This window comes from Pseudomonas sp. Leaf48 (assembly GCF_001421885.1).
GTDB lineage: Bacteria > Pseudomonadota > Gammaproteobacteria > Pseudomonadales > Pseudomonadaceae > Aquipseudomonas.
The window spans coordinates 170,929-184,562 of the sequence record NZ_LMLH01000012.1; the positions used below are offsets into that span (position 1 = coordinate 170,929).

10 protein-coding genes are annotated in these 13,634 nt (G+C 60.4%); all 10 read left to right on the plus strand.

From position 1 onward, the window contains the following. The first annotated feature begins 7 nt into the window (after positions 1–7). The 10 genes from ASE98_RS10875 to ASE98_RS10920 all read left to right on the plus strand — a co-directional run bounded on the left by ASE98_RS10875 (position 8) and on the right by ASE98_RS10920 (position 13,430). Complete coding sequence (locus ASE98_RS10875; protein WP_060541370.1) at positions 8–499, plus strand: nitrate reductase cytochrome c-type subunit; 492 nt, start codon at positions 8–10, stop codon at positions 497–499. Positions 500–508: 9 nt separating this feature from the next. Then, positions 509–1,105 carry a cytochrome c3 family protein gene (locus tag ASE98_RS10880; protein WP_060541371.1) on the plus strand — a complete coding sequence of 199 codons (597 nt, stop codon included), beginning with the start codon at positions 509–511 and terminating at the stop codon, positions 1,103–1,105. A gap of 202 nt (positions 1,106–1,307) precedes the next feature. Next, positions 1,308–2,048, plus strand: a complete 741-nt coding sequence (locus tag ASE98_RS10885) for a flagellar basal body rod protein FlgF (protein WP_060541372.1) — start codon at positions 1,308–1,310, stop codon at positions 2,046–2,048. A 45-nt stretch (positions 2,049–2,093) separates the two neighbouring features. Beyond that, positions 2,094–2,879, plus strand: coding sequence for a flagellar basal-body rod protein FlgG (gene flgG, locus ASE98_RS10890; protein WP_056742138.1), 786 nt, complete (start codon positions 2,094–2,096; stop codon positions 2,877–2,879). 52 nt (positions 2,880–2,931) lie between these two features. Beyond that, on the plus strand, positions 2,932–3,627 hold the full coding sequence (gene flgH, locus ASE98_RS10895; RefSeq protein WP_060541373.1) for a flagellar basal body L-ring protein FlgH: 696 nt from the start codon (positions 2,932–2,934) through the stop codon (positions 3,625–3,627). 18 nt (positions 3,628–3,645) lie between these two features. Then, positions 3,646–4,755 carry a flagellar basal body P-ring protein FlgI gene (locus tag ASE98_RS10900; protein WP_060541374.1) on the plus strand — a complete coding sequence of 370 codons (1,110 nt, stop codon included), beginning with the start codon at positions 3,646–3,648 and terminating at the stop codon, positions 4,753–4,755. A gap of 11 nt (positions 4,756–4,766) precedes the next feature. Further along, positions 4,767–6,053, plus strand: coding sequence for a flagellar assembly peptidoglycan hydrolase FlgJ (flgJ, locus tag ASE98_RS10905; protein ID WP_060541375.1), 1,287 nt, complete (start codon positions 4,767–4,769; stop codon positions 6,051–6,053). Between the two features lie 17 nt (positions 6,054–6,070). Continuing rightward, on the plus strand, positions 6,071–8,134 hold the full coding sequence (flgK, locus tag ASE98_RS10910) for a flagellar hook-associated protein FlgK (RefSeq protein WP_060541376.1): 2,064 nt from the start codon (positions 6,071–6,073) through the stop codon (positions 8,132–8,134). 13 nt (positions 8,135–8,147) lie between these two features. Beyond that, positions 8,148–9,719 (plus strand): flagellar hook-associated protein 3, encoded by a 1,572-nt coding sequence (locus ASE98_RS10915; RefSeq protein WP_060541377.1) that lies wholly within the window; start codon positions 8,148–8,150, stop codon positions 9,717–9,719. 114 nt (positions 9,720–9,833) lie between these two features. Beyond that, positions 9,834–13,430, plus strand: coding sequence for a glycosyltransferase (locus tag ASE98_RS10920; protein WP_060541378.1), 3,597 nt, complete (start codon positions 9,834–9,836; stop codon positions 13,428–13,430). The last annotated feature ends 204 nt before the right edge of the window (positions 13,431–13,634 follow it).

Below are 13,634 nucleotides of genomic sequence, written 5' to 3' on the forward strand. Positions count from 1 at the left end.
AGCTTTCATGAATTATCGTTCGCTGTCCTTTCTTGTCGTGCTGCTGACGTGGCTGCCCACGACATTTGCCGCAGAGCCCGCTTACCCCCTGGATGCACCGGCACCGGATGGTCGCAGAGCCGGCGGGACCCTGACCCAGGAGCTGCCGGCACCGCCTATCGCAGAAGACGAGAACAAGGACCTCAAGCGTGAGCGCAATTACCCCGAGCAACCGCCCACCATACCCCACAGTATTCGCGGGTATGCCATCGACATGAACAGCAATAAGTGCCTGACCTGCCACAGTCGCGCCAACAGTGCGCGTACCCAGGCGCCGATGATCAGCATCACTCACTACATGGACCGTGACGGCCAGGCTCTGGCGGCGGTGTCGCCGCGCCGCTACTTCTGCAACCAGTGTCACGTGCCGCAAAAGGATGTGAAGCCACTGGTGAACAACAGCTTCAAGAACATCGACCAGGTCTTGCAAGATGAAATACACCAGCAGCCGAAACCTTGAGGAGAGGCCATGAAATCTTTGCTTGCCTTGTTCAAGGATTATTGGGGTGTGCTGCGTCGGCCCAGCGTGCATTACAGCCTGGGTTTTCTGACCCTCGGCGGGTTTATCGCCGGGGTGATTTTCTGGGGTGGATTCAACACCGCGCTGGAAGCGACCAACACCGAGCAGTTCTGCACGTCCTGCCATGAAATGCGCGACAACGTTTTCGTCGAGTTGCAGGAAACCATCCACTACACCAACCGTTCGGGCGTGCGCGCCACGTGCCCGGACTGTCACGTCCCTCACGAGTGGACGCACAAGATCGCCCGCAAGATGCAGGCTTCCAAGGAGGTCTGGGGTAAGCTGTTCGGCACTATCAGCACCCGGGACAAGTTCCTGGACATGCGCCGGGAGCTGGCCGAACACGAGTGGGCACGGCTCAAGGCCAACGATTCGCGGGAGTGTCGCAACTGCCATAACTTCGAGTTCATGGACTTCACACGCCAGGGCAAGCGCGCCGCCAACATGCACTCCACCTCGTTGGCCAGCGGCCAGGCAACCTGTATCGACTGCCATAAAGGCATTGCTCACAAGTTGCCCGACATGAGCGGCGTGAAAGGCTGGTAGCCGGCTTTTCACGGCGTTGCCGCCAAGCGGCATCAGCGCGCCGGTTTTTCGTCTTCGATACATCGTTCAATTCCCTTCCGATCAGCCCCAGCCCCCTGTTTAAAAGGGGTTGGCGCCGCTGCGCGCAAGTTGGTCTGCAAATTGCTACAACCTGCGCAACACAGCGGTGGGCGGCAACCGTCCGGCATGCAGAGGAAAGATTGTGGACAAGTACCTTTATGTGGCAATGACCGGCGCCAGCCAGAATGCACTGGCGCAAAAGGCTCATGCCAACAACCTCGCGAACATCTCCACCAACGGCTTCCAGAAGGACCTGGAGCAGGCGCGTTCGATGCCGGTGTTCGGTGACAGCTTTCCGGCGCGTGCGTTTGCCATGTCTGAACGCCCGGCCACCGACTTCTCCCCTGGCAGCCTGGTGGAAACCGGCCGCGACCTCGATGTTGCCGTGCAAGGCAATGGCTGGCTGGCGGTGCAGAACCCCGATGGCGGCGAAAGCTACGTGCGTACCGGTAGCCTGGTGGTCGACGCCCTGGGCGTGCTGCGCGCTGGCAATGGCATGCCGGTGATCGGCAATGGCGGGCCGATTGCCGTGCCGCCCGAGCAACAAATCGAGGTGGGCGAGGACGGCACCATCAGCATTCGCGCGATGGGCGAAGGCCCTCGTGTCATGGCGGAAGTCGACCGCATCAAGCTGGTCAACCCGGACATCAAGAACATGACCAAAGGCCTGGACGGTTCGATTCACACCCGGGACGGCCAGCCGGCGCAAGCCGATGCCAACGTCAAGCTGGTGTCCGGGTTCCTTGAGTCGAGCAACGTCAATGCCGTGGACGAGATGACCTCGGTACTGGCCCTGGCCAAGCAATTCGAACTGCACATCAAGATGATGAACACCGCCAAAGACGATGACCAGGCCATGGCTCGGGTCTTGCAGATCAGCTAATTATCAGAACGTCGCGCCGTAAAACAGGCGCACGAGGAGAATCGAATGCTTCCGGCTCTATGGGTTGCCAAAACAGGTCTGTCCGCCCAGGACACCAACCTCACCACCATTTCCAACAACCTGGCCAACGTATCGACCACGGGCTTCAAACGTGATCGCGCCGAGTTCCAGGACCTGCTCTATCAGATCAAGCGTCAGCCAGGCGCCCAGTCGACCCAGGACAGCGAACTGCCGTCGGGTCTGCAACTGGGTACCGGTGTGCGCATCGTCGGCACCCAGAAAAACTTCACCGCCGGCAGCCTGCAAACCACCGAGCAGCCGCTGGACATGGCCATCGACGGTCGCGGTTTCTTCCAGATCCTGCAACCGGACGGCACCACGTCCTACACCCGTGACGGTACGTTCCACCTGGACTCCAATGGTCAGATCGTCAACGCCAGCGGCTTCGCCCTGGAACCGGCCATTGTCATTCCGAACGACGCGCAAACCTTCACCGTCGGTCGTGACGGCACCGTGTCCATCACCGTTGCCGGCAACCCGGCTTCCCAGGTGATCGGCAACCTGCAAACCGCCGACTTCATCAACCCGGCCGGTCTGCAGGCAGTGGGCAACAATCTGTTCCTGGAAACCGCTGCCAGTGGCGCGCCGCAAGTCGGCACTCCGGGCCTGGCTGGCTTCGGCACCACGCTGCAGAACACCCTGGAAACTTCCAACGTCAGCACCGTTGAGGAGATGGTCAACATGATCACCACTCAGCGCGCCTACGAGATGAACTCCAAGGTGATCTCCACCGCCGACCAGATGCTCTCGTTCGTAACGCAGAATCTGTAATCAAGTCTATGAGGCGGTCATGAGGCCGCCTGCAACACCGTGAGGTAGGGTCATGAATCGCTTTGTATCTGTTCTGGCACTGAGTGGGGCTGTCGTGCTCGCCGGCTGCGTTCCTTCGACGCCCAAGCCCAACGACCCTTATTACGCGCCGGTGTTGCCGCGTACGCCGTTGCCGGCTGCAGCGAACAATGGCTCGATTTATCAGGCCGGGTTTGAACAGAACCTTTACAGCGACCGCAAGGCGTTCCGGGTGGGCGACATCATCACCATCACCTTGAACGAGAGGACCCAGGCCAGCAAAAACGCCAACTCGCAAATCGGCAAGAACAGCCAGGCGAGCATCGGCTTGACTTCGTTGTTCGGCGCCACGCCCAGCACCAACAACCCGTTTGGCAGTGGTGACCTGAGTCTGGATGCCAGCTACGAAGGCGATCGCGCGACCAAGGGTGACAGCAAGGCCGCACAGGGCAATACCCTGACCGGTTCGATCACGGTGACTGTTGCCGATGTATTGCCCAACGGCATCATCGCGGTTCGTGGCGAGAAGTGGATGACCCTCAACACCGGCGACGAGCTGGTGCGGATCGCCGGACTGGTTCGCGCCGATGACATCGCCACCGACAATACCGTGTCGTCGACCCGTGTCGCCGATGCGCGCATCACCTACTCGGGTACAGGTTCCTTTGCCGATGCGAGTCAGCCAGGCTGGTTCGACCGTTTCTTCCTCAGCCCGCTGTTTCCTTTCTAGGTGGCTTTCCAGTTGAGCATGTTGAACTTCAGAAGTCTCATCGTTGCCGCCCTGATGTTGCCGGTCGCCTTCAGTGCTCAAGCCGAGCGCCTGAAGGACATCGCCAGCATTTCCGGCGTGCGTTCCAACCAATTGATCGGTTATGGCCTGGTGGTCGGGCTTAACGGCACCGGCGACCAGACGACGCAAACCCCGTTCACCCTGCAGACATTCAACAACATGCTTTCGCAGTTCGGCATCAAGGTGCCGCCGGGTTCGGGCAACGTACAGTTGAAGAACGTCGCGGCGGTGTCGATCAGCGCCGACTTGCCGCCGTTCGCCAAGCCTGGGCAGCAGGTCGACATCACGGTTTCCTCCATCGGCAACTCCAAGAGCCTGCGCGGCGGTACCTTGCTGTTGACGCCGCTCAAGGGTATCGACGGCAACGTCTATGCGGTGGCCCAGGGTAACCTGGTGGTCGGCGGTTTCGACGCCGAAGGCCGCGACGGATCGAAGATCACCGTCAACGTTCCGTCGGCCGGTCGCATCCCTGGCGGTGCCTCGGTCGAACGAGCGGTACCGAGCGGGTTCAACCAGGGCAACAGCCTGACCCTGAACCTCAACCGCTCCGATTTCACCACGGCCAAGCGCATTGTCGACAAGATCAACAACATGCTCGGCCCAGGCGTGGCCCAGGCCATCGACGGTGGCTCGATTCGCGTTAGCGCGCCGCTCGATCCAAGCCAGCGGGTCGACTATCTGTCGATTCTCGAGAACCTTGAAGTCGATCCGGGCCAGGCGGTGGCGAAAGTCATCATCAACTCCCGCACCGGTACCATCGTGATCGGCCAGAACGTCAAGGTATCCCCGGCCGCCGTGACCCACGGCAGCCTGACCGTGACCATCACCGAAGACCCGATCGTCAGCCAGCCCGGCCCTCTGTCCAACGGTCAGACGGCCGTCGTGCCCCGTTCGCGGGTCAACGCCCAGCAGGAAGCCAAGCCGATGTTCAAGTTCGGCCCGGGTACCACCCTCGACGAAATCGTCCGTGCGGTGAACCAGGTCGGCGCGGCACCGGGTGACTTGATGGCGATCCTCGAAGCTCTGAAGCAGGCCGGTGCGTTGCAAGCCGACCTGATCGTGATCTGAGGACGGCCATCGTGGATATGCGCAAGAGCGGTCTGGTCAGCAGTAGCGATTCGGGTTCCTATTCGGACCTCAATCGTCTGAATCAGCTCAAGGTCGGTGACAAGAACAGCGACGGCAACCTGCGCAAGGTCGCGCAGGAATTCGAGTCGCTGTTCCTGGGGGAAATGCTTAAGTCCATGCGTTCGGCCACCGACGCGCTTGGCCAGGACAATCCGCTCAATACGCCGGCGGCCAAGCAGTACCAGGAAATGTACGACCAGCAGTTGGCCGTTTCCATGTCCCGCGAAGGCGGTGGTATTGGCCTGGCGGACGTACTGATGCGGCAGATGTCGAAGGACAAACCGCTGGCGCCGGGTGAAGCGGCCGCTGCATCGCTGGCCAAACAGGAGGCGGCCAAAGCTGCCGTGCAAACACCGGTGGCTGCCGGTACGGTGGCGCTCAACGGGCCGCTGTCGCGAATCAATGGTCAGCGTCCATTATGGGCTTCGCGCTCGGTGCATGCGCCGCAAGAGGCGGGCGAGGGTGCCCATCGCAATGACATGGCGCTGATCAATCAGCGACGCCTGGCTCTGCCGCCCAAGCTGGCGGATCGTCTGCTGGCAGGCTTGGTGCCTTCAGCGACGCCTTCGGTAACAGTCAACAAGACGCCTTTGCCGGAACGTATCGGCACGACCGGCTCGGGGCCGTTGTACAACGGCGACTGGCTGGCGACTGCGCAGCAGCAGGCGTCGGGCGCTCGCTTGCAGATTTATGGTCGCGCGATGGCGCAGATTCCCCTGGCGCCGGCGAAGAAAGCCTTCAATTCCGCCGACGATTTCGTCAACACCATGCTGCCAATGGCCAAGGAAGCTGCCGATCGCATCGGCGTCGACCCACGTTACCTGGTGGCCCAGGCCGCACTGGAAACCGGTTGGGGCAAATCGGTCATGCGCGCCCAGGATGGCAGTAGCAGCCATAACCTGTTTGGCATCAAGGCCGGCAGCAGTTGGAACGGCGGTTCGGCGCGGGCGATCACCAGCGAGTTCCGCAACGGCGCGATGGTCAAGGAGACGGCCGAGTTCCGTTCCTACGACTCCTACAAAGACAGTTTCCATGACCTTGTCACCTTGCTGCAGAGCAACAATCGCTATCAAGAAGTCGTGAAGTCGGCCGATAACCCAGAACAGTTTGTACGCGAGTTGCAGAAGGCCGGTTACGCAACCGACCCGGACTACGCAAGCAAGATTTCGCAGATAGCCAAGCAGATGACCAGTTACCAGAACTACGCTGCGGCGGGCGCTTCCACCACGCCTTTATAGGCATAAGGGTCTGAACCATGAGTTTGCTAAACATCGGGATGTCGGGGCTGAGTGCCAGCCATAACGCCTTGGCGACCACCGGCAATAACATTGCCAACGCCGACACCGCCGGCTACTCGCGCCAGCAGACGGTACAGAGCAGCAAAAACTCCATTCAGTACGGCAATGTGTACATCGGCACCGGCACGACCCTGGCCGATGTGCGCCGGGTGTACAACAGCTACCTCGATGCACAATTGCAGACGACGACTTCGCTCAACAGTGATGCGGCCGCCTACCAGGGGCAAATCACGCCGCTCGACACGCTTTTGTCAGACAGTGCCACAGGCCTCAGCGGTGCGCTGACCAAGTTCTTCGCCTCGGTACAGAACGTCAATGCCAAACCCGGTGACGACGCTTCCCGGCAGTTGTTGCTCAGCGATGCGCAGGCCCTGAGCAATCGCTTCAACTCGGTGGCCGGGCAGTTGAACTCGCAGAACTCGACCATCAACGGCAACCTGACGGACATGGTTGGCCAGGTCAACAACCTGGCCAGTACCATGGCGCAGTTGAACAAGAAAATCGGCGAAGTGACCAGCGCCGGCGGTACGCCGAACGAGCTGCTCGACGCGCGCAACGAGACCATGCGCCAGCTGTCCTCTTTCACCGGGGCGCAGTATATCGAGCGTGACGGCAACATAGACATTTACCTGGGCAGCGGGCAGCCCTTGGTGATTGGCGACACCGTCAACAAGCTGGAGGCGGTGCCGGGCAAGGATGACCCGGGTCGTCTGGCGCTGCAGCTCAATCGTGGTGCGAGCACTATCGAAATCACCTCGATCATGACCGGGGGCGAAATCGGCGGCCTGTTGCGCTATCGCAGCGAAGTCCTCGACCCCGCCTTGAATGAATTGGGCCGTGTCGCCCTGGTCGTCGCCGATCAGATGAACAGCCTTCAGGCTCAGGGTATCGACAAGAACGGCAGTTTCGGTTCGAACCTGTTCAACGGTCTTAATAGCGCCGCGCAGATGTCTCAGCGCAGTATTGCCTCGACTGGCAACAGTGCCGGTTCAGGCAATTTCAATGTGGCGGTCAAGGACACTGGCAAGCTGACGATCAACGATTACAAGGTCACCTTCACCAGCGCCACCAACTACACGGTCCAGCGCCTGCCAGACAATACGTCGATGGGTAGCTTCAGCACCGCGACCACGCCTGCGCCAGTCATCGACGGCTTCGCGATGTCGTTCAGCGGTGGTGCTGCCACCGGCGATACGTTCAGGATCACCCCGACCCGCAACGCGGCCGCAACCATCCAGACCGAGATGACCGACCCCAAGCGCCTGGCCATCGCCGCACCCCTGAGCGCGGCCATTGCACCGGGCGGCAGCGGCACCCTGACGATCCCGTCCAGCGGCCAGCCGGCCCTGACCACCAGGTTCGACATTTACGACGCGGCCACCGCCACGGCCATGCAGAACGGCCTCAAGAATTCGACGCCGGTCAAGCTCGTGTTCGGCTCACCGTCTGCCGACGGCAGCACCCAGACCTATCAGTTGCTCGACGCCAAAGGTGTCGAAATCAGCAATGGCACGATCAAGCCAAACGCGAACAACACCCTGAGCCTGAGTGTGCCGCTCAAGGACGCCTCGGGTGCGCCGATCATGGATCCGGGGCCGCCTGCCGTGCAGCGTACCGCGACCTTCGAGATGACCGTGGCCGGTTCGCCGGGCAAGGGCACAGCGATCGACATCAGCATCGCGCAGCCGGGCACCCTGGACAACCGTAACGGCACCGCACTGGCGGGCTTGCAAACCAGGCAGGTGGTGGAAACCGGTACGGCCAGCAAGGGCATTTCCCTGACCGACGCCTACGGCAAACTGGTCGAAGGCGTGGGTGCCAAAACCGCCCAGGGCAAGCTCGACAGCGCCGCAACCGGCGCCATCCTGGCCAACGCCAAGGGTGCTCGCGACTCGCTCTCGGGTGTCGACCTCGATGAGGAAACCGGCAATCTGGTCAAGTATCAGCAGTACTACACCGCCTCTTCGCAGATCATCAAGGCTGCGCAGGAAACTTTCAGCACACTGATCAACAGTCTCTAAGGAGTCGTAGCCCATGCGCATTTCCACTGGCCAGTTTTACGAGTCCACCGCGGCGAATTATCAGAAGAACTTCGCTAATGCGGTCAAGAGCAGCGAAGAGGCCAGCAGCCTGGTTCGCGTCAATACCGCCGCCGATGATCCGGTCGGCGCCTCGCGTCTGCTGCAACTGGGTCAGCAAGCGTCGATGCTCGATCAGTTCAACGCCAACACCAACACGATCAAGGCCTCCCTGGGGCAGACCGAGTCGGTAATGACCAGTATCAACAACGTGCTGCAGCGCGCCAAGGAACTGGCTATTGGTTCCGGTAACGGCAACCTCACCGACGCCGACCGCCAGGCCAATGCCTCGGAGCTGGGCCAGATCGAAGAACAACTGTTGAGCCTGATGAACGCCAAGGACGAAAACGGTACCTACATTTTCGCCGGTTCCAAGGGTGATACCCCACCGTTCTCGCGCAATAACGACGGCACCTACAGCTATAACGGCGATCAGGTGACCCTCGACCTGCAGGTTGGCGACACCATGTCCATGGCCACCAACAGCACCGGCTGGGAGGTGTTCCAGCAGGCGATCAATACCAGCCGTAGCCAGGTCACCATGACCGCGCCGGCCATTGATGATGGTCGCGTGACACTGTCCAACGGACAGGTATCGTCGAACGTCGCCTACGACAGCAAGTTCCGCAGCGGCGAGCCGTATACCGTGTCTTTCGTTAGCGGTACCCAGCTGAAAATCACCGATGCCAGCGGTACCGACGTCACTGCCGAAGCCTCTCGGGTGGGCGTTTTCGATCCGAGTACCACCGCTGGGCAGGCTGTCAGTTTTCGCGGTGTCGAACTTAACCTCAACATCAATCTGCAAAGCGGTGATAGCGCCGCGGCAGTGCTGCCTGGCCACAGCTTCACACTAGGTTCCAAGCCCGATACGTTCACGACAACCCGCAGCCCTGGCAACGCATCGACAGCGCAGGTTACTGCGGCCACCATCAGCAACCCGACCGATTATCACGCCAGTTTCCCGTCCGGCTCGGCCGTCCTGAAGTTTACCAGTGCCACCGACTTCGAACTGTACGCGGCGCCCTTGACCGCCAGCAGCAAGCCGGTTTCCACCGGGACCATGGCGGGCAACGTCGCCACCGCATCGGGTGTGAGTTTCACCCTGACAGGCCCGCCGGGCCCGTCTGCCAATGATCAGTTCAGTATTGCCGTCAATGCTCACCAGACCCAGAACATCCTGGATACCGTGAGCCAGTTGAAGAGCGCTTTGAACACGCCAACCAACGGCAACCAGGTCCTGATCCAGAAGCAGTTGGCCGCCGTGTCCTCAGGCATCGCCAACCTCGCCAGTGGCAACGATCAATTGTCCAGTGCACTGAGTTCGGTGGGTGGGCGTGGCTCGGCTCTGGATACTCAATCGGCGATCAACCAGAGCCTGACCATGGCCAACAAACAGACCCAGTCGGCCATCCGCGATTCCGATCCGGCGGAGGTGATGACGCGTCTGACCCTGCAGCAAACCATGTTGCAGGCCTCGCAACTGGCGTTCAGCAAAATCAGTCAGCTGGGTCTGTTCAACAAGATCTAAAGGTGTCGGGCGCGAAAGCTCCCGGCCACAAATCGCCGAATATCTATCGTCTTTTTTCAGCGGTTTCAGGTGCTCACCCGCATGGGTGAGCGTCTATCGCTTGAGAGTCCCGCCGTGAATCCAGTCTCGTTAGTCAGCCTCGTCATTCCCGCCTTCAACCCGCGCTTTTTTTCCCGGGCCCTGCACAGTGCCTTGATCCAGCAATACGCCAACCTTGAGATCATTGTGTGCGACGACAGCCGCGGCGATGAGATTGCGCAGGTTGTCGAGTCGCTGACGGGCGATGCAGCGCTGCGCGTGCGTTATGTACGAAACCCGCAGACATTGGGGTTTGTCGGCAACCTGCTGGCGTGTCTCGACGAAGCAAAAGGCGATTACATCAAGTTCCTCTGCGACGATGATCAGCTGTCTCCTGCGTGCATCGAGTACCAGGCGCAGGTGCTGGTCGAGAATGCGGACATCAATCTGGTACTGGCTCAGCGCACCTTCTGGGATGCCGACAACCATCCGTTGCCGTCCCGGCTGGAGAACAGCACGTTGTCGCCGGCTTGCGGGATCTACAAGGGCGATGACCTGCTGGCGATTTTTGAAAGGTTTCCCATCAACTTCCTCGGTGGCTTCAGTAATGCACTGTTTCGCCGCGAGGATGTCCTGGAGTTGCTGCCGGCCCTGACTCAACCCGGCCATTGCTTTGTCGCCTCTCTCGATCTGGCCCTGTACATCTGCCTGATGCGTCGGGGCAATATGGCGCAGCTAAACTACGTGCTGAGCGTCGAACGCCTGCATCCGGAGCGATTGAGCCGCCAACAACCGATCAAGGACGCGGCCGAGGTGGAAAAGGACTGGCTGGTGCAGATGCTCAAGGTTCGCGGCGGCGAAGATGCGCCTGCCGGGGGCTGGGTTCGTTACTTGCCATTGAGCCGCAGTAAGGAAGAGCCGCGGGTCTGGGATGAGGTGGCCGTGAGTCGAAACCTGGGTGCCAGCCAGGCCCACCAAGAGTTTCGGGTGGGGGTGGCCAGCGAGAGTTTTCCCCAGCTTTACACTCAGTGGCTGGCGTGTCGCACGCTCAGCGAAACCGCGCGCCGTCACTTGCCGGAAACCCTGGCCGGTTGGGCGCGGCAACCGAAAATCGTCCCGATCATCATCGATGACCAGGCCAGTCGTGCCGCTCTGGATCTCACCCTTCAGAGCCTCGCCCGGCAGCTCTATGCGCCGGAACTGACCCTGGTGTTATCCAGCGCCTGCACTGAAGCCTATCTTGACGAGCGGGTGTTCAATTTACCGTTGCAAGACGACGGGTTTGAGCAGATCAACGGGTTGCTGGCACAGCTCGACGGGGCTGACTGGTTTTACATGCTGCGTGCCGGCGATCGTCTGGTAGAACCGGCGCTATTGCTGCTGGCCGAGCGCATCAGTGTCTCGTCGGATGTTTTGTGTATCTACGCCGATGAAGGCAGATTATGTGACGGTGAGTCGCAAGACCCGGTCTTCAAGCCGGATTTCAATCTGGACCTGATGCGCAGTTACCCTTATGTCGGGCGCTCCCTGGCATTTCAGCGCGAGAGTTTCCTCAAGCTTGGCGGCTTCAATTCGAACTACGGCGAATTGGCGCCCCACGATGTGCTATGGCGCATGGTTGAAAATGACGGCATCAAGGTTGTCGAGCATATCGCCGAGGTGATGCTTGAGTCGCCATTAGGCCTGGCGCAGTGGTTGGTATTGCCCGAGGTCATAGAACTCAATCCGCTGGTGCTGGAGGCGCATCTGCAACGACTGGGCATCGCCCATGAGATTCGCGAGGGCAGTTTCACCTCGCTCAATCGTGTCGATTACTTGCACGCGACCCGGCCGCTGGTGTCGATCATCATTGTCTGTAAAGACCAGTTGGCTGCCGTGCAGCGTTGCGTCGAAACGCTCCTGGAAAAAACCACTTACAGCGAGTACGAGTTGCTGCTGATCGACAATGGCAGTGAGTCACCGCATACACGTGAATGGCTCAGTGGCATGGCCGAAATGGGCAGTGAGCGGTTGCGGGTGAAGTCGTTTGCGCCGCAGGGAAATATCGCGGCAACGCGCAATTTTGCCGCGCAGCAGGCCCGTGGCGAATACTTGCTGATGCTCGACCCGTACGCGGTGATCACCCGGGGTGACTGGCTGGATGAGATGCTCAATCATGCCCAGCGTCCTGAGGTCGGTGTGGTCGGGGCCAAGCTGTTCAACGCGGACGGCCGTGTGCAGCACGCGGGCCTGATCCTCGGGTTGCAGGGGCCGGCAGGCTCGCCATTTGTCGGCGACCCGCTGAATTCACAGGGTTATATGCAGCGTTTGCAGGTGGTTCAGGACATGAGCGCAGTCGGTGCCGATTGCCTGATGGTGCGCAAAGCGTTGTTCGACAGTGTAGGGGGGTTCCAGGCCCAGGACTTTGCCTTGACCCTCAACGAGGTGGATCTGTGTCTGCGGATCCGGCAAAACGACTATCTGGTGGTCTGGACGCCGTATGCCCAACTGGTCCTCGGGACATCGCCTGCGGTCGAGGCAAGCGCGGCCGAGGCGGCACTTCGCAGTCAGGAGCAGCAAACGTTTTACCGGCGCTGGCTGCCCGTCATTGCCCGCGATCCGGCTTACAACCCTAACCTGACGCTGAATACGCCGGGGGGCTCCAGCTTCAGTCTGGAGCCAGGCTTATGCGCAGGCTGGAGCCCGTTTTCCGCGCGCCAAGTACCGAAAGTCATGGCGTTGCCGGTCAACTCCTCGGCGGTTGGACACTACCGGGCGCTCCAGCCACTGATCGAGCTGGAGAAAGCGGGTCGGGCAACCGGGCGCGTCTACTATGATCTGCCCTCGATTATCGAGATCGAGCGCGAATCACCTGACGTCATCATCCTGCAGGGGCGCTACAGCGAAGGACCAATCAGCGACATCGCCGCCATTCGGCCCCACACCAATGCCCGAATGATTTATGAGCTCGATGACTACGTCATCAAGGCGCCGAAGAAGAACCTGCACATTCGCAACATGCCGGACAATGTCGAAATGGAGCGTCTGGTTCGTCGCGCCATCGGCCTGTGTGATCGGGTGGTGGTATCGACGCAGCCGCTGGCCGAAGCGTTGTCATCCATGCATCACGACATTCGGGTGGTGCCGAACATGCTCGCCACTGACCTTTGGAGTGATCTGCGCAGTCAGCGTCGCACCTCGAAAAAACCGCGGGTTGGCTGGGGTGGCGGCACCAGTCACTCAGGCGACCTGGCGATCATTGCCGATGTGGTTCGTGAACTGGCCAACGAGGTGGATTGGGTATTCTTCGGCATGTGCCCCGAAGAGTTACTGCCCTACGTCTATGAGTTCCATGGGGTGATCGACCTGAGCATCTACCCGGCGAAGCTGGCCAGCCTGAACCTTGACCTGGCGTTGGCGCCGCTGGAATTCCATATCTTCAACGACTGCAAGAGCAACCTGCGTTTGCTGGAGTACGGCGCGTGCGGCTACCCGGTGGTCTGTACCGATACCGAGGCATATCGCGGTTACCTGCCTTGTACGCGGGTGATCAGCAACACTACCGATGAGTGGTTGCAAGCCATCCGCATGCACCTGGCAGACCCGGATGCCAGCTACCGCATGGGCGATGAATTGCGCGAGGCGGTACTGCGTGACTTCATGCTGCGTGGCGACAACGTGCGCTATTGGGAGAATGGCTGGCTGGCCGATTGATCCATCCCTGATGTAGTCGCTGCCCCAACGGTAGCGGCTACACGGCGCCGCCGTTCGAGCTGGCGCGTTTCCTGCAAGTCCCCTGAAAATCGCCATAAATCTAGCATGTGCGACGCAGTCAGAAGCTATGGATGCGGCCTTGTGCGATTTATCCAGATGCTCGAAAAGCCTTTTCAGGCTTGGGCTGGCGCTGTGAAGAACAAG

Excerpts from the sequence above, each read along its gene's own strand:
- ASE98_RS10875 (WP_060541370.1), top strand. The coding sequence starts at position 8 with ATGAATTATCGTTCGCTGTCCTTTCTTGTCGTGCTGCTGACGTGGCTG.
- ASE98_RS10880 (WP_060541371.1), top strand. The coding sequence starts at position 509 with ATGAAATCTTTGCTTGCCTTGTTCAAGGATTATTGGGGTGTGCTGCGT.
- flgG (WP_056742138.1), top strand. The coding sequence starts at position 2,094 with ATGCTTCCGGCTCTATGGGTTGCCAAAACAGGTCTGTCCGCCCAGGAC.
- flgH (WP_060541373.1), top strand. The coding sequence starts at position 2,932 with ATGAATCGCTTTGTATCTGTTCTGGCACTGAGTGGGGCTGTCGTGCTC.
- ASE98_RS10900 (WP_060541374.1), top strand. The coding sequence starts at position 3,646 with ATGTTGAACTTCAGAAGTCTCATCGTTGCCGCCCTGATGTTGCCGGTC.
- flgK (WP_060541376.1), top strand. The coding sequence starts at position 6,071 with ATGAGTTTGCTAAACATCGGGATGTCGGGGCTGAGTGCCAGCCATAAC.
- ASE98_RS10915 (WP_060541377.1), top strand. The coding sequence starts at position 8,148 with ATGCGCATTTCCACTGGCCAGTTTTACGAGTCCACCGCGGCGAATTAT.